The organism is Nostoc sp. CALU 546 (assembly GCF_048836525.1).
In genome coordinates this window covers 28,885-52,045 of sequence record NZ_JAWJTF010000070.1, presented here as the reverse complement: position 1 = coordinate 52,045, position 23,161 = coordinate 28,885, and the positions used below count along the sequence as shown (strand labels likewise).

Below are 23,161 nucleotides of genomic sequence, written 5' to 3'. Positions count from 1 at the left end.
AGGGCGCAGCCTCTCGTAGAGAAGGGAAGACACGAAGAAATGGAAGGTTTTGCGTAAGTTGTTATTGATTTACAATGTCTAATTAATTACTTAGAGCTAGTACAGCACGACATAAATAAACCAACCATAGCCCTACTCTTAAAACTTGCTACGAAATAGCTAAAAAGGTTGATTAATCAGCTTTTTGACTTTGGACTTCCGCCTTACGGTACTAGCTCTAAGATTCTAATTCCTAGCTACTGCTTGTCAGAACCAAGAGTAATGCCACCAGGCATGATCAATAACCCCGCCTGTTGAGTGGCAGCATTACCGGCGGCAACACTCTTACGGCGATCGGCAGTATTGATGGCTGAAAGTTCCTTAGCTGTTTGAGCGGTTAAGGTGTTACTCAATGCCCTGTCAATGCGTGCTTGCTGGGCTTCTTGAAGCATTCGCTCATTGACGCGACTAGTCAGGGCAGTCTGTTGGGATAGGTTTTGCAAAATCTGTTGGGTGACATCTAAACTTTGGGATTCCTCACCCAAGCTGACGTTTTCTTGAGTATCTTGTTGAGTAGCTTGCTTAATTTGAGCCATCTGACTTTGGGCTGTTTGGCTCAAAGTAGTCTGATTAGCGATCTCTGTGGCAACTGTTCTAGTAGCATATTTACCAAGGTCTTCACGGATACCATAAGAGCTTTGACCATTGGTTTTGTTCTCCAAAGTTTCAGACAGCACCGCACCAGGGTCGTTGTTAGCAGAACCGTTCATAATTCCTGCCAAAACTTTGTTTAAATCTGGAATTTGAATTGCACCCAAGGCAGAATTGAGCAAATTGCCAAGAGGATTAAATAGGTCATTTTGAGCGAAATTTTTGACATCTCCCACAAAATCATTGATTTGAGATGCTGTGTCTGAGGTGAAAATACTACTACCAGTAGTTTTGTTACTAACAGCAGCAGCTACCGGATCTCGACCGTTGTCTTGAGTGCGAGCAAGGGCTGGACTGGCGATAGAACCAAGTTCAAAAATTAGAATCAGTGCTATCAATCTGATAAAGGTAAGTTTAGATTTCATGATTCACCTTCCTTAATGCAGTTTCTAGATATATCAACTTGCAATCAGGCTACTTTCAGCCTGTTGGCCATCGTTACTCTCTCGGCGATCGCCTTCTTCTTGCAGAGATGCTCCGCTTTGGTGGGGTCTGTCCGCAGGACTTACGGCTGGGCGTAACCAATCGCGCAATACTGGGGTTTGATCTATCTCTCCACCAATATGCTTAAAGCCTCTGTTTTCCTTCAAAGCAGGAATGTAAGCATCAGTAAACGCTCTCAGTCCTAACAGGTTGCCTTTGGGAGTATCTGGATACTGAGCCATGACCCGTTCTCGTGCTTCTCGTTCATCCTGGTTATTGGCAACACTAGCCAACATCATTTCTCCAGGGTAAAAGCGGGTACGCCAGAATCTACCACCTGTTTCTACTAGCCAGCAAGAATAAAGGTCGCTGGTACGGGGCAAAAATGCTTCCGTCGCATTTTGACTGATAATATTGACGGGATAGCCCAGATACTGTTGGAAAGAAGTAACACCGCTACTGGTAATACGTCCGGTAATCCGGTAAGTCATGTTCTGCATAATTTGAGCGCCTGTTGAACACTCGCAAATGGTATCCGGGTCTTGGGACATCAGCAGAACAGCAATGCCTTCTTTTCTTCCCGTGGCACAGGTTTCGCCTATAATCTGGGCAAAGCCATCTTTACGTAATAATACGGAAAGCTCATCGCCAATAAACAAACTCTTAGGATGGGATAGGGCATTACGGATACAGGCACTATGGGCGTTAATTGCCATCAAGTAAGCATCCTGTTCGTTACTCAATCCACTGAGGGCAAAGAATTTAATCGCCGGTAATGGGGAAAAAGTGCTGGGACGAGCGATCGCTTTCCCCAACCTAGATGCCAGTAAAGCGCTAACCTGATTTTGGATTTGGTTGAGTGCCTGTCGGTCAATTTCTTCAAACGACCTGAGATTAAGGCGCTCTCTAGTGCAGAACTTGACGAAATCTGGTAGCGTGGGTATCTGCTGCCATTCTGGTGAAAGCCAGCCCATCTCAAAGGCTCGGTTGTAACGAGTAATAATTTCTGGGTCTTTTAAAAATACGTCCAAAGCTTTGACCAGCAAGGCATCAACCCGTTGAGCTAGATGGGGGTTTTCGACTTTACCCATTGCGATCGCAGTTAATGCTTTGCGAATAAAGTCCTTCCAAGATTCCATACGCCGTTCCCGTTCTGACTTGTCGAAGCGTCGCAAATCTGGCGGTTCCAGTAGGTTACTGCTGCCACTGGAAATATCGTAATATGCTCCTTGCTCGCCCAAAAGCTCAATTGCCGTTTTGAAGGTGCTATTGCCACTGGCAGAGATATCCATACCAACAACAGGAATATTGTTCGCTAATGCCTCTAGAGCAAAGCGCCATCCCAAAACGCTCTTTCCTGAGCCGGAAGTACCTGTAATTAGAGCGCGTCCAATCTGTTGGTGAAATAAATCCACATAAATAGGCTTGCCACCTCGACTGGTAAGGAATTCTACACCTTGTTTATCGATGTCCTTGGGGACAGTTAGGGGCATGATTCCAGCCACAGTATGGGTATCTAAAGTTATTCTGCGTTCGCTGAGATTGCCTCCATGCAGCAACCATTTGCAGGTAATCGGCAGGGTTTGCAGCCAAATTTCCCAAGCAATATTACGCTCTCGAATTACTTTAGCAGTCTCAAAACTGTTAGCCAATAAGTTGCAAGCGTGGGTTAACTCTTGGGCGCTGTGACGATAAACTAGAAATACAGGCGCACAGTGCAATGCTTTCGTCCCTTCATAAAGTCGTCGTTGGGCTTCAAAGGATTCCTCCTGTTTGATTTCCGCTCCAACGTCCCGTCCCTGTCCTTTGGTTATGGCTAAAGTGCGGGCTGTTTTGGATTGTTTTGCCTGACGCGCCAGGTTGTCTTGGATTAAGAAGTCATTACTGCGGCTGATTTCAATCCAAGCTTCTGTATCGTGGACGTAGCTGGAAGCAAGGATTTTCCAGACCCACTTTAGCTGTTCTTGGGCATTAGACCAACCGACGGGGGGATCTGTTACGACCATGACTCCACAAACCTTGCTTTTACCTGTCAGGTAAACTCGGTCATTATCTCCCCGATGTTCGGGACAAGCAGAACGTCCCTGTTGTCCTTCAATCACTAATGTACAGATGTGCTTGTCGGTGGTTAGGGTTTCTGTTAACTCCAGTCCCGTCTCAGTCTCCTTCAGTGTAATGACTTGGGGAATAGGAGGTGCTGCACCCTCATTAAATCGATTCCAAAGCCACTGCCACAAATCTGTAGCATTGCAAGGTGTTACTTCTAAGCCAATTTTGGTATTGAGCAGCAATTCCCACTGGATAAATCCTTGCTGAAACCCTTGCAGTAAGAGCTTTTTGAAAAACTCCTCTTGGTAAATGCGTTTGTTCCCTGTAATCAGTTCAACTGCCCAAGAGCCAAATTTTCTGAATTTTTCAATCAGTCCACCCACAAAGTCTTTGTGCTGTGAACCAGCTTCATCATCGCTCGTCCAAGTACAGAAGGCAATTTGGCTCCAGATTTGGCGAGAACCTGCTTCCTTGAGTTGCTCCACCCGCAATTGCTCGTTACGAAGCAGCACAGAAACTGGTTTCAAGTGGCAATCGTCTGCTAAGGCAGTAAGTGGGGTTTGGCGTTTGTGCGGTACTCCCTTAGTAGAGCCTGTCTGTAGGGGATATAACTCAGTATCATCACTATAACAGCCTGTACAAAAGGTAATTTTTTCACCGGGGGGTAGTTCTTTCAAACCCTCTTCGATAGAGTGGGCAAATTCGCTGACCTCATTTTCATGGAGTATGTCATGCAGCCCAGCGATGCGAAACCCAAACACGAGTTGATACTGAGAGTTGCCTTTATCTAATAACAGGGCAGCCACTTCACGATCATCTTTCTTAATTTCTGCAATACAGCAGATGTTTACCTCATTTTGGAAGGGCATGAGCTTACTTTTGCCTCCATATTGATTCGGTACAATCAGTGGCTTGAATCGGATTTGTACTTGCGAGTCTGCATAGCGCCGACGTACCCACCAGGGTCGATATTCGGGAATCGGTGAGATGTAAATGCTGTTACTATTGCACCACTCTGTTCCCGGTGGATTACGCCATCGATCTAAAAACTGATGGGGCTGTTTGCCTGTGAGAATCCACCAACTGATAATTAGCCAGAATGAGGTGGCAAAGAACCAACCCATACCCAAACTGAGTAAACCATTGGTGAGAACATAGCAAACTACAATGATGGCAATCCAAGGAAGTAGCTGTTCAGCCGGAATTGGCCCAATGCTGGCTTGTTTGCCTAGAATCCGATTGACTTTGATGAATTCTCGATTGTCTTGTGCCATATTTGTGTAATTCTTTGGTGCTGCATTAGTAGTCAGTCAACCAAGAAGTGACAAGTGAGGGGGGAGCAACGCGAAAAAGTGAGATTATGGTGAAGAGAGCAGGGGAGGCAGGGGAGGCTTCGGGAGCAGGGGAGGCAAAACAATGAATAAAGAAGCAATCAAAGATCATAAAGATTTGGGAATTTATAAAATTGCCTTTGAAGCAGCAATGAAAATTTTTGAGTTATCAAAGAAGTTCCCTGTCGAGGAGAGATATTCGTTAACCGATCAAATTCGTAGATCATCACGTTCTGTTTGTGCTAATTTAGCTGAAGCATGGAGAAAACGGCGTTATGAAGCAGCTTTTATCGCTAAATTAAATGATTCTGAGGCAGAAGCTGCCGAAACTCAAACCTGGATTGAATTTGCTGTCAAATGCAACTACATGAATGTAGAAGTAGGACGAGAAATTTATGCAAATTACAACCAAGTTTTATCTGGTCTGGTGAATATGATTAATAATCCATCACCTTGGTTGAGAAATCACTAATCCCCCCCTGCGTCCCCTGCTCCCCCTGCATCCCCTGCTCCCAGTGAGGGTTTACCTGATGGCTGATGTTGTTCCTGCACCATTACCGACAAATATGAAAGTGATGACATCAATGGCAATAACGATGGAGAACGCTAAACCAACTTGAGTAACAATCGGTCGCCAGTCGTTACCTTGCTGTGCTTGGTTATAGGCAAATAGAGAAGCAGCAGCAACCAGCAGCAAGAATGCACCTCGGATGAGGTTGAATGTCAAACCAACAACGTTGGCATCCAAAGTGCTAGTAGAACCGCCTCCTGCTTGGGAACTTTGTTGAGCTAAATTGTTGAAGAAGCTTTCCAACCCGCTTAAGAAAATAGCTTGGGCTGGAGTTGTAAAGGTATCGAGTAAAGCGGTAACAGTGATAATGGCGGCAACAATATGCCAAAAGCGAATTTTTCTACCTAAATACTTTTCTAAAATTGGTACTGTCCGAATTACATACCCAATACTCAAGAAAACAATGGTGGCACATCCCAAAATAGTGACGAATACGGGTTTGGTAGCTAACAAATAAATTCCAATCGCAAGACATAGTAAAATGAAAAATAAGTCTGTGCGGTTGATTTTCAGGTTTCTCAAGTTGGTTGAAAATTTCCGAGATGACAGCAGTTTTAACTGAGAAATGTGAGATTTTGTGTTGTTCATTTTTCTCTTCTCGTTTGTAGAATTAAACTTGCATTTCTGGTTTGCTGGCTTTTCTTTGAGTTTGTTTCTGGCGTTGCCTTGCAGTATCTTTATCAGCCGGGGCTTGGGTAGAGCGAGTTGATTGCTGATTGTCCAGCAGCGTTTCTATCTCACGCAGGGGGATGCTACACTGCAAAATCTCCGGGGGCTGCCCTGGTACTAAAACGGCATCAAGCACTTGTTCATCGTTACGATTAGGGTTAAATCCTTGAAGTAGCCGTGTATCATTGGGCAGTTTTACTACTTCAAACTCGTACTTGACTTTGCCTTTTTCAGTCCAGGTGAATGTCGGTTCATCATTGCTGTTAAATCGGTTAGGTAGTTGTTCTTGAAATTTTTGAATTAATGCTTGGGTGCTGGCTTTGAGGGCGTATTCTTCTTTTGACTGTGGCAGTTTGCAAATGCCAGTCTTTTCATCAGGGGTGAGATTGTCTTGTGCGATCGCCCACTGTCCCTGAGTGCGAGTACCAGCAAAGAGTGTTTCACCTTGGGTATTTTCTAAAGCGATCGCTACCTGCTTGTCCTGTGCTTCTACCCATAAAGTTTTGTTACTGGAAATGGCGATACCTGCTTGGGGTGATTGGTCAAATAACTCACCAGCAACTTTGGCAAATCCAACTAAAGCATCGGCACAGGCAGCTTGTTGTTGCTGTGCTTGGCGTTTCGTCAGATGTTCTAAAATGTCAACGTCTGCTGGTGGCTGGTTAGCAGAGTTAGGTTGGGCAATATCTGCATCAGTTTCTGACTCGACAACAGTAGAATTATTCTGTGGTGCTGCCATCTGTTTTTCCAATCGGCTAATTACCATTTCTAAACGGTCAAGTCGCTTGGAAAGAACTTTCAGGTAGGCTTCAATTTGGTCAAGCTGTTCGCTGACGCTGGCATCCTTATTTAATTCAAATGGTTGAGATTGGTATTTGGGGTCTAGTTGGGAACCAAGATTATCTACTTTCGAGCCGATTTTGGTAGCAGCTACAGCCAGTGGATTGTTTGCGGCTGATTCTTCAGATACAGTTTGAAAATCTTGAGACTTTTGAGACTTTTGAGACTCTGGTGAGTCCGGTTTTGCTTCTTGCAAGCGACTGGCTATGTTATCTACGCGGTCATTCTGCTGTTGCAGTTCTTTGAGAATTCGTTCAAGCCGCTTGGAATCAGCTTCGGCTGCTAGCTGTTCCAAAACACCTTGTCCTACGGCAATTCCCAGAGATGCCAGTTGTCCTGTTAAGCCTGCCAAATTCACCCCATTTACTTCTCGTCCATTGGTGGCAGCTGTGGCACTTAAACGCGAAGCTTCGTCTAGAGGTTCTCTGGATTTGGAGTTTTTGGCAGCAGTTTTATTGGTGTTAGCTCTGTCCTGAGCTTTAGTTTGTGTTTTGGGTTGGGACTTACTTTGGGTTTTAGTTGAAGTTTTGGCTTGAGTTTTAGTTTGGGCTGCGCTAACACGACTAACAGATGGCTCGTCTTCTTCACCTAAGTCATCTAGGTCATCTAGTTTAGTGTTGAAATCATCATTTAATAGGTCGTCTAGTTCGTCGTTTGTATCATCTATTTCTTCATTTTCTTCATCTAAATCGAGCAGGTCATTTTCTAATTCATCATCGAGATCGTCTAGTTCTGTTTCAGCAAAACCGCAAATTTCAGCAATGTTAGAAGGGGTGAAGTAGTTTTCATCTTTGCTGGTAATTCCTTCGAGGTTTTTAATCAGATACTTGCCACTGGTTCTGTGATTGGAATCGCTGGTGAGGTAGAATCGATAGCCTCTAATCTCGTCATCATCCCCACCTCCAACGCAGAGTTCTACTGTGATGGGGGCTTTACCCGATTCCTGGCTGTAATTTTCTACATAGGCTTTAAAGTCTTCGTGGGACTGGATAGAATCATCCTGAATTGAGGATGCGATCGCTTTATCCAATGTGTTTTCAATATGGCGGAGTTTGCGGCGATCTGTCAGGTTTTCCCATGAGCGATTTTGAGAATTTTGTCTTTGCTTAGGTTTGGTCAGTGTTTTGGTAGCCATAGGTACTCAAAGCTGATTGCCTTAGCAGTTAACCTAACAAGACTTGATCTAAAAACAGCTAGACCAAATGGCGATTTATAAGTTGTCCAGTTGGCTAATGTTGACAGTTAGCAGTTTTATGAACAAATATCCTCTTAAGGATTAAGGAATTTGCGCCTATCCTATAATGTTCTAGTAAACTTTACTAGAACAATTTAGTCTACTACCAACTGTGAGATGAACAGTACAACACAACCATTACCACCCCCAGGTGGGATTGATCCTCTCTCACTACCATCTGTCCCATTAGGAAATCGGGCGACACTTCCAACCGTGCCAGCAGTCTACTTCTGCATAGGGGCAGACAACAAAATACTGTATATAGATTCCACACTCAATCTAAATCAAAAGTGGATTGCCAATAGTCAATACAGTCATCTCGCGGCGATGTCCGATGTTCGGATCGCGTGGTTGTTAGTAGATGAGCCTGAAAACTTGGAAGGTATAAAACAAGCCATGATTGAGTATTGGGAACCAGCCCTTAATGACTGGCGCTACAAACTACAGCTGATTCAAGATTTAACTATCGACGGGTGGCATGATTTCCAAAAGGTGAACTTGGAAATTTGGGCTATGTACAGAGATGCTGTAATGCCCACGCCTGCGCCTGAAAATATTGCTGCTGCTTATAAAAACGAGATTAGAAATAAGGCAGAAGAATTTAGAAAGGTCAAGTCTCAGGAGCGCCGCCAACGACTTGACCAGCTGCGGGCTGAGGTACGAGAACTAGAGAGCAGTGGATTTGTACCCCCAGCTGGTTGCTACCTCAGCACTTACAAAGTGAAAAAACTCTACGGCTGCTATGAATACTGGAAATTGTGGAGTCATTACCCAGTGTTCCCGGCAAAGATGAACGACAAGCAAAAAGCGTTCTGGTTAAGCCAAGGCAAGGACTACCAGAAAAGCGGCAAGGTTAAAACCATGCATCTAGGGAAGCCTGACACCTTGGCATACAACGTAGCAATACAAGGATTAGCAACCCGTAGGCGTATTGAGGCATTGCAGCGAGAAATTGAAGTGCTGCTATGGAGTTTCGACGATGAGAGCAAGGAATCAACATAAACCCAACTCCAACCCATATTGTTCTAGTAAAGTTTACTAGAACAATATGGAAACGCGGACACTAAGAAAAGCGATGCCTTTTTCGTTGGCGCAGCCTAAGAAGAGAAGTGCGGGCTACGCCTACACAAGTACTACTCAGAATTGTCTACATTTAGTTTGACTTTGAAATATTGCCGCTTTAGCTTCGAGTCGCCACGATTTGCATACTGGTTAGATTTTTCAAAAATGGTTATCAGTCCGCGTTTCTCCATTTCCTTAAAAAACCACTCCCATCTGGCCAAGTCTTCTGGTGTAGCAGTAAATCGCAAATCGTTAATTTCACCCATCAGCATCACCCCATCTGACTGTATCTAAGAACTCAATAGCATCACTTCCCCAGGTGTCCCAAGCTCTGTTTCCTGGTTCACAGTCTTCTTCCCACCCATGTCTAGACTGTCTAGCCTGACTATCTTCACCTGGAGGATCAAGAACATCCAGACGCGATTCAATCAGAGCGATCGCTGCTGCAAGAGTTGCAATCTGATCTCTGTCCTTCCTAATTTCCCCCATTAAGCCTATCTGACTATTAGCTATACGCCGTTTCAACTCATCCACCTCTACATTGCTAATAGTTGGTTTAGCTTGGGTAGATTGAATAAGCAAAGGAACTGTTAGACGATTCTTCAACGCATCCAACACAAATTCTTTAAGAGAAATACGCTCATCCTGCGCTCGTGCCTTTACAGCCTCAAGTAGTTCTTTCTCGCCCTCTCCATCAAATTTGATGTTTAATTGTGGTCGGCTCATGACTAGACTTGACTAGACTTGTCTACCCAATAATAGAACAAACTGCTTACTTTTTGTCCCTCTCCGTAGGCGCAGCCTGCCGTAGGCATCGCTCGTCTCAATTATGCTTCTTGGGTTAGAGATGGCGAAGCTATCATGAAGTGCAAACTAAACTGTTTTGATAGAATTGCATTTCTCCACCAGGTCGATAACGCTAGATGTTCACTCCTCCAAAATAGCCGAAAATCAATCTTCTGATTTTAATACATTTCATTGATAGGATTAGAATAAAGACTGTTTTTAGGATCAAAGCTTTCGGTAAAGTAGCTGTGTTTCTTAAGTTTATTAGCTATGGTAAGGAATTATATGGATATGTTAGATGGTCTTTATATACTAGATGAAAATCAACAGCCTATTGCTCCAACAACTCTTGAGCAGTGGTCTAAGTGGCGAAAAGATGATAATAATCTACAAGTAGATTTAAGTATTTTTTCTTGGGGAAAAGTTTCTACAATCTTTTTAGGAAAGGATTACTCAAATTTCCCTAATCAAGAGCCACAGCTTTTTGAAACTATGGTTTTTGGAGGTGAACACAATGGTCAATTCAGGAGATATTCAACTTGGGAGCAAGCAGTACAAGGACATAAAGAAGTTTGTATGTTAGTTAGTTAAGGCTATCGGGGAAAAAGAATCCTAAGATTAAAAGGAAATACGTTTAAATTCCCAAACTAACATCGGCCACTCATAACCATCAGAATCAACTACAGTTATGTACCATCTAAAAGAGGCTGTATACCTCTTTAATTCCATTGACTTAACTAACATATTATCTTCATCAGTAGTATCGTATCTATGACCGACTTTAATTAAATCACCTTCTCTTGTAATGGGCACTTCACATTCATAAAAAACAATGCCTCCATCGTCACCTATGGCCACGGGGAAAACATCAGGCGAAAAGGGATAAGCAATAACATACTGTTCTTGTTTTTCGGTTAGCTCAATACCACATTCTTTAACAATCTTCCGAGCTATTTCCGAGCGGTTCATGGTCAAAATTAATAGTTATTAAGTGTCTGTGTCGGTGGTCAAAAGCTTATTATTTATTTTACTTTACAAAAGAGGTAATAAATTAATTAAGTGTTAAACAATCAAAAATTTCTGCCTGTTCTAACTCACTTAAAAAGCCAGCTAATGCAAATGGACATTTACAACTTAGCTCTTGTTCTATAAAATCAGCATTTAGGTGATATTCTAGGCACACAATCTCAAAAATATCTTCAGTGGTTAATTCTAGATTTTCATCTAATTCCACTATCCGCTTTTCTATTAAGTGAATTAGCTCTTTAATAGAGAAGTAAATTTTTATTTTGGAAGAGATTATTAGCTGATTTATTGTAGCAACTATCATTTTTAACTCTGTTATTTTTTTTAACCGTAATCTTCAAATAGGAGAATACTGTTGTAAGATTGGGTACAAAGAATTAGCAATTGCTTCAAACTTATCACCGTCTGGATAGGGACGAGAAATTTCCTCCCCATCTTCATTCAACCACTCTTGCCGTATGGGAGTGTACTCAAGCGATAGAATTGCAGTTCTCCACCGGCCCGATAATGCTAGATGTTCACCAGACCAAAATAGCCGAAAATCAACCTTATTATTTCGATAAACTTCACTAATAGGATTAGAATAAGGACGATTTTTCGGATTAAAACTTTCGGTAAAGTAGCCTTGAAAATCAATTGTTATAAAACCTTTTTCAATTTCTGCTGTTAATTTAAAGCGAGAGTTTGGATAATGAGCAGATAATATTTTAGCGGCGGCTAATTCAAATTCTATAGGTAAAGTAGATAAACTCATTAATAATTTCCTTAAATATCGATGCAAACATTATTGAAAAGCTGATACAATTGATAAAAGCTGTCTGTTATTTATGCATAGGTTTACGCTGCAATCAGGCAAATAGCCAGATCCAATTATAATGATAAGTATGATAAATTCATAGCTCTTCTTTGCTGTCAACTCACGACCACATTAGGGACACCTTAACTGAATTTTCTCACGCTTAACATCTTCAATTGAGACTAAGGTTTTGTCTTGATCAATGCCATACCTGAGCCAAATCTGCAAATATCCTTTATTTAATACACTATTTTTATGGGCTTTACTTCGGTTTGAAAATATCTTTAATATATCAAATAAAAGCTAGTCTAAAATCAATAGTTTTTAATAAAAAGTCTTATTGGGGTTTCAAAGTTAATCGTAAATTTATAAAAGCGCCTATACTCTTTTACGCATTTCAATAGTTTTCTTTACCACTTTAGTTCAACTCTATATCCTGACTGCTAAGATGGTGTCTATTATGTGATAACTCATGTTTTCTGTGAAGTAATCGTTCCCTCTCTAAAATCATCACTTCTAGCTCACTCGCACGTTCTTCTGAAAGTGGAAATATCTCCTCACCCGTCTGTAGATTACCTCGACAAATCGTCCGCTTACCTTCATTCCGAACAATAAAATCACCACCGGGTTGCACATAAGCAGTCCAATGGCTACCAATTTTGAACTGCTCAATTTCATTACTTGCAGATTGATTGGCTTGTCGCTGTTCATAGGTAGTAGCGATCGCCCCTACCAAATTATCAAACATTTCTTTACGCCAAAGTTCACGGTGAATGGCTCGGAATTGCCCAGCAGTATCTAACTTTGGTTCTGATTCCGGTAATGGAACTTCTGGCAGATTGATTGACTCAGGATTAACTTTGAGGATAACACTAGAGCCATCTGGCTGCAAAGTAGCTGCAAATGTAGCACCAATCGGTAGTTTCGGACTGTCAGGAGCAAAAGTGCCTAAATTCTTGCCATCAATCTGTAATATTGGTGTACCGTTGTAACGATAATGCTCTGGGTGTGATTCGGGTAACTCAAAAACTCCTACTTCCAGAGTAACGCTGCGCTTTTTCCATTGCTTACTAGCAAAGTTTTCATTGGCGAAGTCATTGTATTTGATACCCAACACTTTAATTTCATCAAACTGAAAATCCTGAAGCTGTTGACATACTTCCTCTGTAAACAGGTTATATGACAAAGCACCAACACCTGAATCCTGACGTGATGTTGCCCAACTATGATCTGCTGGCGGGATAATTCTCAAATCCTTCGGAATATTAAGTTCATCTAAATCGTTAATGTTTTCGCCAAATTTAGCTGCTAATTTATCAACTACTTTTGGGGATAAGTCTTTCAAAGCAAATTCAATCAGAGGTAATTGAGGATGAATTGTGGCATCAAATTTAATTCCCTTTTGTTCTAAAGATTCTTTCCATTTAATAGCACCTGCACCGAAAGGAACACTCAAAACATAAATATCCTGTGGTAATGCAACGCTTGGCAGTTCATAATCGTGCTGAAATGAAAACGTAATTTCCATCTGCTCTGCCAGCTTTAAACAGTCTTTGCGATGCCGATCTAATTCTGGACGGGTGTGTTGTGTATGCCACAGTGCCGCCGCGCCTTCTCTGCGAGACGCTACGCATTGACTGAGCCTGTCCGCACGACTTACAAACCTCTCTTCTGGACTGGTGAATAATTCGTCAATTTCCGCCCGATAGCTTTCGTAGAGCTTTCCTAGTTCCTCATTAAAGGCTTCCCTGTCATCTCCCACCCGTTCCTTAATTTCGTCTCTAGCTTGCTGAAACCTTGTTTTCAGTTCTTCTGCCCATTCCAACGCATCTACAGATAGCGTCTCTTTGGGAAACAGGTAGCGAAACTCATGCCTATCTCTGCTGCGAATGCGTGTTGGTTCCCACAAAGGATTGACTACAACTCTTGCAATGACGTTGATTGAGCCGGGAGCATCCGCAGGCATGGCAAAGGAGCGATAAAGGCGTTCATCTTTCTTAAAGTCAAAAAAGTAACTGGGGTGAGACTCTGACCATTTTTTGGCATCGGCGAGTAAATTTTCCCCACCTATTTCTTTGATGTCTTCCAATCTTTCTGCACTTTTGGGCGAATCTACCTCAACCTGAAGTGCCTGAAATAGACGGTTTAGTAGCTTCCTTTGTCGTCTGCCAAATCGCTCCACATTCTCACCGTCTTGGGGCATCGATGACTGTACACGCCCAATATTTGTTGCTACCAGCCCTACTTTATTTTGACTGCTGGCAGCAGCAATCTCTGCTAAATTTTTGTATTTTAAGTTGCCTTGTTCATCTGTAATTTCCGTATACGCCAGCTTAGGACGTTGTTTAACTGGCTCAAATCTTCCCGGTTCACCTGCGCGGAGAGTTTCTTGAGCAATATTAGGCAGTTTACTGGCAGGGCTGACCATTAATTGGTCGCCGTCAAAATCGGCTTGGTGGTATTCCTCGGCATCCTTGGGGTGAATCCAAACTACGTTGCGAGTTTTCCTCAATTCTGGATCGTGGATATTTTGGTAGAGGCGGATGTTGTCTGAATTGACGATGGGGTAACGGGTGAGAATGACATCTCCTTCCGGTAGGTGAGGTACACAGATTGTGCCACGAGTTAGGCGATCGCATGGCATTGCCATACCCGAATTATGGTTGTATCCTCCCTTAATTGCTAGGTCACGCCATTGATTGGCTATGTAATCGGTGGCAAATTTGCGGAATTTGGGGGTTTCAATCAATTGACCATATTTATCGCTACGTAATAGGGATATCCAGCGAGATTCCTGCGCTTGATTGTTAGGATCACCCTCAATTTCGTTAAAAGCTTCTTCTGACTGCTCTTGCTGCGATCGCTGTTGTTTGTCATATTGTTGGATGATATATTTTGCCAACACCAAGGGATTGCGCTGCAACTCGGCAAGTTCTCTAGCTTTTTCTTCGGTGGGTTTGCTCAAATCTTGTTTGACTGCTTGTTCTGAGTACCAAATGGTAAACTGCCAACTATTATCGTAGCTGGTAGCTTTGGCGTTACCTCGATTACCGATTACCGCTTGGGGAAACTCATAGTCACCACAGGGTATTAAGTTTTTAAGTTCTGACTTTTTAATGCCTTTAATTGAGGAACGATCCATAATAATGTCGTACCCTTTGGCATCAGTCAAAGTCGCATCGGGTAGGAAAGTACCTTTGGACAAGAAGCTGGTTTTTGGGGACTCGGAATTATCTGGTTCAGCCCAATTACTCCTCCAGGCAAACCGAAATTGGAATGGACAATTGCCTTCTCCTCCCAATTGTTTGGCAAGTTGAGGCGAAATCTTGCCGTGACAGTCTCCTGTTTTATAATGAGCATACTGTGGATCTTCAAAGTCCACAATTTTAACTCGCAGCCCTGTAAAAGTTTCTGAGCCTTTGTAGCAATTACTAACTAGTAAAGAACCATAGCGACAGGCAGTATCGGGTTCTGTAGCGAATAAGCGTCTAATTTTTTTATGCAGTGAACCATCAGCAAAGTAATAACTATTGCCAGAACTGAAAGCTAACTTGCGTCGGATTCCATCCTGAAAGGTTCTTTGTCTTAAATGGTTGGCATCTTGATTTTTACTGTCAATTTTAACCAGTAGTAGAGATTGTAAATCTTCTGCTTCAAACATCTGTTCGAGCAGAGAATTTTTAATGATTTCTGGTTCAGATAAATATCTTCCCTTACCATTGTTATACGACCCATCAAAGATAGGTATACTCAAACCAGAACCTTCTAAGACTCTAGTGGTTAAATCCATTACCAATCATCTATTAGACAGCTTATCTAGCAAGCATGAGATTCCAATATTCACCTTGGCACGAAATTACACTCAATAAAATCATCCAAGTGGATAATTTACTGATTTCATGGCAGACGGTATCTTATACGGTATTAGCTCTGCTAGCAGACTTCCAAGAAAGTTAAATAGCTGAACAGTGCTTTTAATCGTATTATCATTTTTCCACTGTGTTACTTAAGGTACACAATTTTGAAGCTACCACTAAATTTTATGAATAAAAGAATTCAACGGCTAGAAGATGGTTTATTAGTAATGCTTTATGACGATGACCCAGATTCGCCAGGAGATGAGTTGATCGTTCCTTCTGATGATATATCCCAAGATGAGCATTACCCCGAATATGCTCATCTCAAACCTGGTGAAAGCATAATAATTAAGAAAAATACTATCAAACCTACATCAGGTTCTTATTATCCAAGTGGATATGATGATTTAGATGAATTCCTCAATAGCGATCCTGGGGCAATTGATCGACTAGGTGATGAAAGTTCAACTACTCGTGGTTGGCGTCCACCTGAACCAGATGAATCTTGGTAAAACTTCCCTTAAGAGGCACGCATTAATAAGTTACCTTTTTGAATAACTGAAAACCTTCATTATCAGTTTTTTTGATAAAGTAAGTAGGTTATTTAGGTACAAATTATTAAGCTCGATTTTCCAAAATTTTTATGCTGATAACATTTTTGAATAAGCTGTTTCCACAGGTAAATAAACTGTAAAAATACTGCCTTTCCCAACAGTCGATGAAACAGAAATATTTCCCTGATGGGCTTCAACAATTTGACGGGACAAATATAATCCTAAACCGTTCCCCCGACGTTGATGCTTGCCCTGTCGAAAGCGATCAAATAAGAGTAATTGTTCTTCTGGATTCATGCCAATACCTGTATCCTCTACTTCAATCGTTACCCCTTGAACAGTGGAATTGAGGCGAACTTCTACTGATCCAGCATCGCTGAAGCGAATGGCGTTACCAACTAAGTTAGTGAGTAGTCGGCGTAGTTCCAGGCGATCGCCTTTAACTCTAACTAAAGAAGCTTCAGTACCCTTTGTCAAGACAGCTTTGAGAGTTAAATGTTTAACATCAGCCAAAGGCATTAGTTCTTGCACTACTTGCTGACATAATTCCCACAGGTCAACCACAAAGAAATCCAAAGTTTTGCCTCCAGCTTCATACTGGTAAACTTCTAATAAGGTATCGACCATTGACAACAAAGTTTGGTTACTCTGAGCCATTTGTTCTAAAGATTCACGCATTGCTGATAAGGTATTGCCAAAAACACCTCTTTGCAGCAACTTTAGAAATTGGTCAGCAGCTATCAACGGAGTTCGCAGATCGTGAGTGAGGCGGGTCACAAAATCTTCCCGTCGCTGACTAAGGAATAGTTGTTCATCCATACTGTGTTTCAGTCTCAGCAAAGCCCGCACCCTGGCCAGTAATTCCTTCTTATCTACCGGCTTGCGAATAAATTCATCTGCACCTGCATCTAAACCTTTGACGACACTTGATTTTTCAGAACCTGTCACCAGCAAAATTGGGATAAAAGGTAAGTTTGAATTGTGCTTAATTTGTCGGGTAACTTCGTAGCCATCCATATCCGGCATCACCACATCTAGGAGTACCAAATCGGGAGGATATTCAGCAATTTTTAGCAATGCTTCAGCACCACTGTTAGCTATGATCACGTTGTATCCCTTCAGCTTTAAAGTGACTTGCAGCAAGCGGAGGCTGTCAGCTGAGTCATCCACCACCAGAATTTTTTGGTTTCTTTCTTCTGAAGTTATATTCCAAGATAAAGTGTTCTTCATAAAACGCCTTTAATAAACCTAATCCCTTCCGAGTAGAGAAATAGAGTATTCAAGCTAAATTTCGTTGGCAAAAGTGTAATTTCAACCGCCATGCTAAACACTACGCGGCGATTAACATTCATCAAAATTTTATAAAACTCAAGGTATTGTTCAACATAATTACTAATTCGTAATACTCGCCTCCAGCGAGAAACAAGGTACGTAATTTGTGATTAATAAACTGCTTATAGTCTCCCATCTCTACAGGTCACAACCTTATGATTGAGGTCTAAATTTCCATGCATAACATAATTACGAATTAGTAATTACGAATTGTTAATCTGGCTATGTTATGTGTAAGAGCCAAGGTTCTCGCTTAGAAATAAGCTACATCCTCCTCTAAGTGTGATGTGGACACAAGTCAGAATAAACTGTATTGGTTTCAGTTTAACTTCAGTGCTTTTATATTTTTTTATACTTTAGGAAGATTTTTTCAGAGAATTTTCAGATTAAACGGTGTCCATTTTGAACACTGGAGCTTTTTCAACAGCCAGTTGAGATATGTAGCCCTTGATATATGAACTTTTCAACTAATACTGTAAAAACTACTGGTTTCAACCTGGATGAGGTTTAATAACATTGAAATGCCGCTTTGCATCTCAATAGCCACATTTTGGCTAAATAGCTAAAATTTTTCGTCCAATGGAGTAATCCTTTCCTTGAAACCATATTCGACAGTTAAAAAAGTATAGTTACCAAGCTGCTGAGGTAAATGATGGTAGATATTCGAGTAGCAATTATTGAAGACCACAGCTTAACGCGGATTGGAATGCGTAGTTCTCTCAACGAGCAAGAAGGTATTCAAGTCGTGGGTGATGAAGCTACAGCATCCAATGGGTTGAAACTGCTTCAAAGTACAAAACCAGACATAGCGATCGTTGATATTGGCTTGCCGGATAGAGACGGAATATGGCTGGTGCAGCAGTTTCGGGAATCTTTAGTGTCGGAAACTGCTGCACAGACTAAAGTAATGATGCTCACTTCCTTTGCCAAGGAGCAGATGGTACTAGCAGCGTTTGCAGCCGGGGCAGACTCTTACTGTGTAAAGACAATTAAGTTCGAGTTGTTGCTGGAAGCGCTGCATATCACCCATGAAGGTCAGTCTTGGATTGATCCAGCGATCGCTCGTATCGTTCTCAAGCATACTCGTCAAGGAGCGGCGGCGGTAAAACCAAATGCTACTCAAACGGTGACGATCTCTGCAATTGACCCAGAGCAAGCAAGCATTCTGCAAGCAGATCCATTGACAAATCGGGAACTGGAAGTCTTGGAGTTAATTGTCCAAGGCTATAGCAATAACGAGATTGCCCAGAAACTCTATCTCAGCTTGGGAAGTGTAAAAGTATATGTGCGTGGGGTTTTGAACAAGCTTTGTGCAAGCGATCGCACTCAAGCAGCTGTATTAGCGTTGCGGGCTGGTTTGCTCAATTGAAGTCACTGTACAGTTGCTTCTGTACAGCGCTTGGTTGTTAACTTGAGAGGGGAGCGATGTCTACGACGGTCACTGAGCTTTGTCGTACCCTTCGGGATCTTGCTACGCGCAGCGTCTCGTAGAGAAGTGCGGGCTACGCCTACGCACAGGAGCGACCCAGGAGAATCGCCTTTATAATACTGACTTGCGTTGTATACAGAGATTTTCCGCTACCACTCTCTAAGTCGAAATAAGTAGCAAATCGTCGTAGTTTCCCCGTCGTCAATTGCAATAAATAATCAAATGCTTCCGCAGCAACTCGCTGGTTAATGCTCAAGGACTGGCTATTGAGCAAGGCCATTTGTTCACAGGACAAGTTGTTGTCTGCCAACTCTTCTGGTTGTGAAACCAGTAGATCGGGTTGCTGTATAGTTGGCGCAGGTAAGCGAAAGCAGCCTAAAGCTTCAAAATCATAGTCGTTGGGGTTAGTAGACAGATGAGAACCTAATAGTACCTGACCACTACGTTTGGAGTTGCCGCAATCCAAATGCCAAATGTGAGGCGCAGGGCGATGAGTGTTGTGCTGAAGTACTTGAGTAATTGACTCTCTGGCTTTGGCATTATCTACGCAAGCAGTGACAACAATCAGGGTATTGTAACTGGGAACAATCCATTTGGATTGGAAAGGTTGAGCGATCGCTGTAACTTCCATCTTCCAAGCCAGGGAGTAGCGCAGCGCCAACGTTTTAGCTTTGTTGAGTCCGATTTCTGCATCACAGAAGCACTGGCGTAAAACGTTAGCTGACTCAACACGATCCGGGTCAACAAAGTAGAGTTTCACCTGTTTACCTTGCTGAGAAAGAACTCTACCTAACCGAACCAAAGAAGGAGCCAACCAAGAACCAGTACCGCCACACCCAACTAGCCACAGTTCTATCTTCGAGTAGTTGACAGTCACGACAGGAGAAGCATTTGCCAAATCAAGATTTAGCTTCATAGTACGGTTGGTTAAGTTGATACAGGTATTGGCGAGGGGACAGGCATTTGCTAAATTGAAATTCACCTCCATAGCTTCTCCATTACATTTACAGGCGGTACATCGGTACTGTAAAATTTACAGCCAGATGAAAGTGAGACATCAAGCATAAAAAAGTCTCGATCAATGTCAAACACTGCTCTAGCAGGTACATCCCAACAGTGGCGAAACAGTCCAACCCGTAATTTAATCTCTGGTTTCAGAGTATTAACTCTACCTAGTACTCCATAGATGCGAAAGCCAGATTCATCAGCATTATCAGTGGTAGAGAAAAAGGCAGGTAAGGAACCGTGGGAATGGATGTCTACAGCCGCTTTCTGGTGGGAAGAGTTACTCCCAGAGTTAGTTGGCTGGCAGCTAGTTGGAGTTTGAATTTGCTCTGGGACTTGTAAATCCCAGCCTGCATCAGTACAGTGGAGGTGAAAGAGAATTTCATAAAATTGATTGCCAGCTTGATAACTCGACCGCCACATTTCCAGTAGCAGCGGTTTGGGAATTAAGGGAGTGACTTTGAGATAAGGTATTAGGTGAGGTAGCCCTTTGATAGTTTGGGAACACAAGCAAATGGGCATTAATACCTCTATACCAGGACGAATGGCTCTAGCAAAGATGCCATTTCCGGCATAAAGGTACTCTAGTCCACTGCTGGTGTGTGTTGGCAGAGATGAAGTTATGACAGTTTTGTAACCAATAATACCTTCAAGCAATGGGTTCATCGAGGATTTCCTGCACAAGTATAGCGACACTTTTCTGATTGCCGATAGGCACAAGGTCAGATACAGGATAGGTTGCACGTCTACATCTTTTGTGCAGTTTTAGAAGTTGGTGGCGAACATCCTTGCGGTATTTTTGTGATTTACTTATTGTTAAATGGTTAGTGAAAATACTGGAAATAAACAAATTCCAAGCATGGTTAATTGATAGACCATTAGCAGCAGGTGGTTCGTTCACTCCCCAACACACCTGTCCAGAACTGTAGACATTGGGTAGTGGCACATGAAAGGCTGGTGCTTGAGGACTAAACTCCTGTTCTTGAATTGCCCAAACCCAATACTTTAATCCCTTGCCCACAAACACCATTGCAGGTAGCGGAACGGTTAAAGATCCAAGTTCATCGCAATTGATTGTATGAGTGGCTGGTGGGATAAATTTTACCAAGTATGTGTCTGTACTGCCCGTACCCCAGCGCACAATTCCTGGTTCCATCCAACCAGTATCAATTGGTTCATTGCTGAAAGCAGTTCTCAGGGCTGCGGGTGAGATACATTTGTAAATATGAGCATCGGCAATTTCTTTGTCTCGGTGGTGGAAGATGTAAATGCCATCCAAAAACAGCAATTCCGCTTGAATTACTGGAGATTTTCGGGGAGGGTCTGCCAAAATTGCTCGTAGAATTTCGCTGGATAGAATTGGTGTCGATGTAACGTCGATTAACGTGGTTTCAATGCTTGTTTCCATAGTTTTAGTAGGATTTGAGCATGAGGTTTTAAGTCTGCTTCTAGCCAATCAATTAAGTCGGCTGCACAGTTCAGCATTCGGTCGGCTTGCTGCCATTTTCTGGTCAGTAAATCAATAGATGCTTTTGACCAAGGTAGAGAGGCGCAGTAAGGTTGGTAGTAATAATCGTCTGCGTACTCATCTAACCAAAGGTTTTTAGTTTCATGATCTAGCAGCTTTAAAGTTAAAGGCAGAAACTTTAAAGGATTATCTAAGTGATGACACTGCCGTTTCAGTTTTTTGTAGTCAATTTTGTCTGGGTGGTCGATGTCAGTGTAGGTAATTTCGTAAATTCCAAATTCACTATCAAACCAATCGCTACCTTCTGGGTGTATGTCATCGAGCCAACGGCGACTGTCATGGCTAAAAGGTAAAAGTAGTTGCCAGCCATCTTTGAGATGTTCAATTTCTCCATCCATTGTCCAGTCAATACCCATTGGGGTAATAGGAATGCTATGCAATCTTTGTTCGTAGGCTGTTTCTACAGTCCAGTGGGATAACGGAAATAGATGAGTGTAAATCAGTACAATAAATTCCAGTTCTCTGGGACTATGGCAATCTACATCTGTAGGTGAGTAAATAGTGGCTTGGCTAGCTTTCCATTCAGTGGGAAAATAGTGCTGATACAGTGCTAGTAAGGAGTAAATGTTGAGTTGAGTTTCCAGATAATCGAGTGATTCTGTGGCATCTAAGGTAAATTGGCACTGATAAAGACTATAAATTGCCTCTGCCATACTGTGGGGTACGAGGTGAGACATATTTTAGTGCAACTCGTTATTATGTGAATTGAAGAACAAAGAGACAGAGGTAGGTGTGGGGTCTACTTCAGCCGAAATGCAAATTGCTGTAATTTGGACAATAATTTACCCCTCAAGTCAATTTCTAACTCCTTTTATCAGCACTCAAAAACCTTCAGGGATAACGCTAGATGTAGGAGTGCAGGCTGTTAGGGATTTTAGGGTTTGGTTGAGTGACTCAGAAAATTCTGTTCCAGCTGCGATCGCTTCTTCAATCTGGACTGATAGCTGTCCTGCATTTTGCCAGTCAATTCCGGTTATGACCTGACGTTGACGCATTTGGTAGCACATTTGGACTGCGGGGTTGATTTCTTCAGGAGCCATTATCAAGCAATCTAGAGAAGAAGTACCTTTTTTACCGGGCTTCTTGATGATGTGAATGGGTTCTCCTGGTTTCCGCTCAATGTCTGCGTTTGCCAGTTCAGCACAAAGAGGAGTGAAAGCATCCCGTAGTAATTGGTCGTCAAAGGCGATCGCTTCTGGAATCCAGTGTTGTTGACCTTCGTAGATAACAAGTAATTTGTTACTATTTGTAGTAGTCATGGCATTTAAAACAGTGATATCTGCGTAGTATTACTGGCTGGTTTAGTAGTATCTGAGCTAGCAGTTTCAGTGCGAACTGGAGTCTGGGTAGTGGGTTTATTGGTTTTGACAGCTTTAGTCTGGGCTATATTCCGGCGAATTTGGCGATTAGGAAAATCGGCTTTGAGTTCGTCCAGTAGTTGAACAATTGGAGGGGGGAAATCACCGAGTTCTTCTTGATTGAGCATGGTAACTACAGGGAAATCACCATGACTGCTGGCAGCAATCATTACAGGTCTATCTCCTGTTTGTTCTGTAGGTAGTAGCGTGATGACAATTTGAACTTTGCATTGCTCGAAAATAAATGGTTCTGGTTGATTTACATTGTTGGTAGCAGATGTTTGTATCTCATCGTCGTCTAACTCATGAGAGTCGATTTCATCTTCGCCGTAGCTATTTTCATCGCTTACTGGTTCTAAAAGTTGCAAAAAGTTAGGTTTGCCTGCACGCAAGCGTTCCCTATCAAATAGCAATCCTAAAGCTTGGAATTGTTCTTCAGCAGTGGTTTTTCCCTGTTGTTCTGAAATGTAAGATTTTAAAGTTTCAGATGTAAGAGTGAGATTGGCTTTGACAATGGCCTGTTCTGGTGTTAGCCATTTTGCGGTCATAGCTTTTTTGGCCTTGTTAACTGGTGTGCAAGCGGTTGTGGCGGTAGCCAGAAGTAGAAACTGTTTTTGAGAC

23 protein-coding genes are annotated in these 23,161 nt (G+C 42.4%); 6 read left to right on the top strand and 17 right to left on the bottom strand.

All coding sequences use genetic code 11. The features are described from left to right. Positions 1-236 precede the first annotated feature (236 nt). A complete protein-coding gene (locus RRG12_RS27950) occupies positions 237-1,055 on the bottom strand; it encodes a hypothetical protein (RefSeq protein ID WP_420761426.1) in 819 nt (272 codons plus the stop codon). Between the two features lie 33 nt (positions 1,056-1,088). Continuing rightward, positions 1,089-4,436 carry a hypothetical protein gene (locus RRG12_RS27945; protein WP_420761425.1) on the bottom strand — a complete coding sequence of 1,116 codons (3,348 nt, stop codon included), beginning with the start codon at positions 4,434-4,436 and terminating at the stop codon, positions 1,089-1,091. 142 nt (positions 4,437-4,578) lie between these two features. Between RRG12_RS27945 and RRG12_RS27940 the strand changes: the two genes are divergently transcribed. Continuing rightward, positions 4,579-4,965, top strand: a complete 387-nt coding sequence (locus tag RRG12_RS27940) for a four helix bundle protein (protein WP_420761424.1) — start codon at positions 4,579-4,581, stop codon at positions 4,963-4,965. Between the two features lie 51 nt (positions 4,966-5,016). Here the strand turns inward: RRG12_RS27940 and RRG12_RS27935 are convergent, their stop codons facing one another. Next, positions 5,017-5,652, bottom strand: coding sequence for a hypothetical protein (locus RRG12_RS27935; protein WP_420761423.1), 636 nt, complete (start codon positions 5,650-5,652; stop codon positions 5,017-5,019). Positions 5,653-5,674: 22 nt separating this feature from the next. Further along, entirely contained in the window at positions 5,675-7,708 is a 2,034-nt protein-coding gene (locus RRG12_RS27930; RefSeq protein ID WP_420761422.1) for a hypothetical protein, read from the bottom strand. 216 nt (positions 7,709-7,924) lie between these two features. Here RRG12_RS27930 and RRG12_RS27925 point away from each other — a divergent pair, with 216 nt between their 5' ends. Continuing rightward, positions 7,925-8,809 carry a hypothetical protein gene (locus RRG12_RS27925; protein WP_420761421.1) on the top strand — a complete coding sequence of 295 codons (885 nt, stop codon included), beginning with the start codon at positions 7,925-7,927 and terminating at the stop codon, positions 8,807-8,809. A 131-nt stretch (positions 8,810-8,940) separates the two neighbouring features. On the opposite strand, the gene RRG12_RS27920 is transcribed toward RRG12_RS27925, so the two are convergent. Both RRG12_RS27920 and RRG12_RS27915 read right to left on the bottom strand, forming a co-directional pair. After that, positions 8,941-9,135, bottom strand: coding sequence for a hypothetical protein (locus tag RRG12_RS27920; protein ID WP_199331162.1), 195 nt, complete (start codon positions 9,133-9,135; stop codon positions 8,941-8,943). After that, complete coding sequence (locus RRG12_RS27915) at positions 9,128-9,595, bottom strand: hypothetical protein (RefSeq protein ID WP_420761420.1); 468 nt, start codon at positions 9,593-9,595, stop codon at positions 9,128-9,130. The genes RRG12_RS27920 and RRG12_RS27915 overlap by 8 nt, the downstream gene beginning before the upstream one ends. 345 nt (positions 9,596-9,940) lie before the next feature. Between RRG12_RS27915 and RRG12_RS27910 the strand changes: the two genes are divergently transcribed. Further along, the gene (locus tag RRG12_RS27910) at positions 9,941-10,246 is read left to right on the top strand and encodes a hypothetical protein (RefSeq protein ID WP_420761419.1); all 306 of its coding nucleotides are present in this window, start codon (positions 9,941-9,943) and stop codon (positions 10,244-10,246) included. Between the two features lie 27 nt (positions 10,247-10,273). Here the strand turns inward: RRG12_RS27910 and RRG12_RS27905 are convergent, their stop codons facing one another. The 4 genes from RRG12_RS27905 to RRG12_RS27890 form a co-directional block, all read right to left on the bottom strand. Then, positions 10,274-10,624, bottom strand: coding sequence for a hypothetical protein (locus RRG12_RS27905; RefSeq protein WP_094353291.1), 351 nt, complete (start codon positions 10,622-10,624; stop codon positions 10,274-10,276). Positions 10,625-10,706: 82 nt separating this feature from the next. Then, positions 10,707-10,985 (bottom strand): hypothetical protein, encoded by a 279-nt coding sequence (locus RRG12_RS27900; protein ID WP_420761418.1) that lies wholly within the window; start codon positions 10,983-10,985, stop codon positions 10,707-10,709. A gap of 33 nt (positions 10,986-11,018) precedes the next feature. Next, a complete protein-coding gene (locus tag RRG12_RS27895) occupies positions 11,019-11,435 on the bottom strand; it encodes a hypothetical protein (protein ID WP_420761417.1) in 417 nt (138 codons plus the stop codon). A gap of 460 nt (positions 11,436-11,895) precedes the next feature. Next, the gene (locus RRG12_RS27890) at positions 11,896-15,267 is read right to left on the bottom strand and encodes an RNA dependent RNA polymerase (RefSeq protein ID WP_420761416.1); all 3,372 of its coding nucleotides are present in this window, start codon (positions 15,265-15,267) and stop codon (positions 11,896-11,898) included. A gap of 35 nt (positions 15,268-15,302) precedes the next feature. On the opposite strand from RRG12_RS27890, the gene RRG12_RS27885 reads away from it, so the two are divergent. Together RRG12_RS27885 and RRG12_RS27880 are read left to right on the top strand one after the other, a co-directional pair. Next, on the top strand, positions 15,303-15,434 hold the full coding sequence (locus RRG12_RS27885; protein WP_420761415.1) for a hypothetical protein: 132 nt from the start codon (positions 15,303-15,305) through the stop codon (positions 15,432-15,434). Between the two features lie 85 nt (positions 15,435-15,519). After that, entirely contained in the window at positions 15,520-15,846 is a 327-nt protein-coding gene (locus tag RRG12_RS27880; protein ID WP_420761414.1) for a hypothetical protein, read from the top strand. A 129-nt stretch (positions 15,847-15,975) separates the two neighbouring features. Here the strand turns inward: RRG12_RS27880 and RRG12_RS27875 are convergent, their stop codons facing one another. Then, a complete protein-coding gene (locus RRG12_RS27875; RefSeq protein WP_420761413.1) occupies positions 15,976-17,118 on the bottom strand; it encodes a hybrid sensor histidine kinase/response regulator in 1,143 nt (380 codons plus the stop codon). Between the two features lie 754 nt (positions 17,119-17,872). Between RRG12_RS27875 and RRG12_RS27870 the strand changes: the two genes are divergently transcribed. Then, complete coding sequence (locus tag RRG12_RS27870; protein ID WP_420761427.1) at positions 17,873-18,589, top strand: response regulator; 717 nt, start codon at positions 17,873-17,875, stop codon at positions 18,587-18,589. A 139-nt stretch (positions 18,590-18,728) separates the two neighbouring features. On the opposite strand, the gene RRG12_RS27865 is transcribed toward RRG12_RS27870, so the two are convergent. From RRG12_RS27865 to RRG12_RS27840, 6 genes are all read right to left on the bottom strand, one after another. After that, entirely contained in the window at positions 18,729-19,637 is a 909-nt protein-coding gene (locus tag RRG12_RS27865; protein ID WP_420761412.1) for a ThiF family adenylyltransferase, read from the bottom strand. Then, a complete protein-coding gene (locus RRG12_RS27860) occupies positions 19,628-20,320 on the bottom strand; it encodes a hypothetical protein (protein WP_420761411.1) in 693 nt (230 codons plus the stop codon). Before RRG12_RS27860 ends, RRG12_RS27865 begins: the two co-directional genes overlap by 10 nt. Beyond that, positions 20,304-21,062 (bottom strand): hypothetical protein, encoded by a 759-nt coding sequence (locus RRG12_RS27855; protein ID WP_420761410.1) that lies wholly within the window; start codon positions 21,060-21,062, stop codon positions 20,304-20,306. The genes RRG12_RS27860 and RRG12_RS27855 overlap by 17 nt, the downstream gene beginning before the upstream one ends. After that, positions 21,035-21,859 carry a hypothetical protein gene (locus RRG12_RS27850; protein ID WP_420761409.1) on the bottom strand — a complete coding sequence of 275 codons (825 nt, stop codon included), beginning with the start codon at positions 21,857-21,859 and terminating at the stop codon, positions 21,035-21,037. Before RRG12_RS27850 ends, RRG12_RS27855 begins: the two co-directional genes overlap by 28 nt. A 144-nt stretch (positions 21,860-22,003) precedes the next feature. Beyond that, positions 22,004-22,441 carry a hypothetical protein gene (locus RRG12_RS27845; RefSeq protein ID WP_420761408.1) on the bottom strand — a complete coding sequence of 146 codons (438 nt, stop codon included), beginning with the start codon at positions 22,439-22,441 and terminating at the stop codon, positions 22,004-22,006. Positions 22,442-22,446: 5 nt separating this feature from the next. Continuing rightward, positions 22,447-23,088, bottom strand: a complete 642-nt coding sequence (locus RRG12_RS27840; protein ID WP_420761407.1) for a hypothetical protein — start codon at positions 23,086-23,088, stop codon at positions 22,447-22,449. Positions 23,089-23,161 lie beyond the last annotated feature (73 nt).

Coding starts and splice junctions, on each gene's coding strand:
- RRG12_RS27925 (WP_420761421.1), top strand. CDS start 7,925: ATGAACAGTACAACACAACCATTACCACCCCCAGGTGGGATTGATCCT.
- RRG12_RS27885 (WP_420761415.1), top strand. CDS start 15,303: ATGAGATTCCAATATTCACCTTGGCACGAAATTACACTCAATAAAATC.
- RRG12_RS27875 (WP_420761413.1), bottom strand. CDS start 17,118: ATGAAGAACACTTTATCTTGGAATATAACTTCAGAAGAAAGAAACCAA.
- RRG12_RS27870 (WP_420761427.1), top strand. CDS start 17,873: ATGGTAGATATTCGAGTAGCAATTATTGAAGACCACAGCTTAACGCGG.
- RRG12_RS27880 (WP_420761414.1), top strand. CDS start 15,520: ATGAATAAAAGAATTCAACGGCTAGAAGATGGTTTATTAGTAATGCTT.
- RRG12_RS27900 (WP_420761418.1), bottom strand. CDS start 10,985: ATGATAGTTGCTACAATAAATCAGCTAATAATCTCTTCCAAAATAAAA.
- RRG12_RS27840 (WP_420761407.1), bottom strand. CDS start 23,088: ATGACCGCAAAATGGCTAACACCAGAACAGGCCATTGTCAAAGCCAAT.
- RRG12_RS27950 (WP_420761426.1), bottom strand. CDS start 1,055: ATGAAATCTAAACTTACCTTTATCAGATTGATAGCACTGATTCTAATT.
- RRG12_RS27855 (WP_420761410.1), bottom strand. CDS start 21,062: ATGGAAACAAGCATTGAAACCACGTTAATCGACGTTACATCGACACCA.
- RRG12_RS27940 (WP_420761424.1), top strand. CDS start 4,579: ATGAATAAAGAAGCAATCAAAGATCATAAAGATTTGGGAATTTATAAA.
- RRG12_RS27865 (WP_420761412.1), bottom strand. CDS start 19,637: ATGGAGGTGAATTTCAATTTAGCAAATGCCTGTCCCCTCGCCAATACC.
- RRG12_RS27845 (WP_420761408.1), bottom strand. CDS start 22,441: ATGACTACTACAAATAGTAACAAATTACTTGTTATCTACGAAGGTCAA.
- RRG12_RS27945 (WP_420761425.1), bottom strand. CDS start 4,436: ATGGCACAAGACAATCGAGAATTCATCAAAGTCAATCGGATTCTAGGC.
- RRG12_RS27910 (WP_420761419.1), top strand. CDS start 9,941: ATGGATATGTTAGATGGTCTTTATATACTAGATGAAAATCAACAGCCT.
- RRG12_RS27935 (WP_420761423.1), bottom strand. CDS start 5,652: ATGAACAACACAAAATCTCACATTTCTCAGTTAAAACTGCTGTCATCT.
- RRG12_RS27895 (WP_420761417.1), bottom strand. CDS start 11,435: ATGAGTTTATCTACTTTACCTATAGAATTTGAATTAGCCGCCGCTAAA.
- RRG12_RS27920 (WP_199331162.1), bottom strand. CDS start 9,135: ATGGGTGAAATTAACGATTTGCGATTTACTGCTACACCAGAAGACTTG.
- RRG12_RS27890 (WP_420761416.1), bottom strand. CDS start 15,267: ATGGATTTAACCACTAGAGTCTTAGAAGGTTCTGGTTTGAGTATACCT.
- RRG12_RS27930 (WP_420761422.1), bottom strand. CDS start 7,708: ATGGCTACCAAAACACTGACCAAACCTAAGCAAAGACAAAATTCTCAA.
- RRG12_RS27860 (WP_420761411.1), bottom strand. CDS start 20,320: ATGAACCCATTGCTTGAAGGTATTATTGGTTACAAAACTGTCATAACT.
- RRG12_RS27850 (WP_420761409.1), bottom strand. CDS start 21,859: ATGTCTCACCTCGTACCCCACAGTATGGCAGAGGCAATTTATAGTCTT.
- RRG12_RS27905 (WP_094353291.1), bottom strand. CDS start 10,624: ATGAACCGCTCGGAAATAGCTCGGAAGATTGTTAAAGAATGTGGTATT.
- RRG12_RS27915 (WP_420761420.1), bottom strand. CDS start 9,595: ATGAGCCGACCACAATTAAACATCAAATTTGATGGAGAGGGCGAGAAA.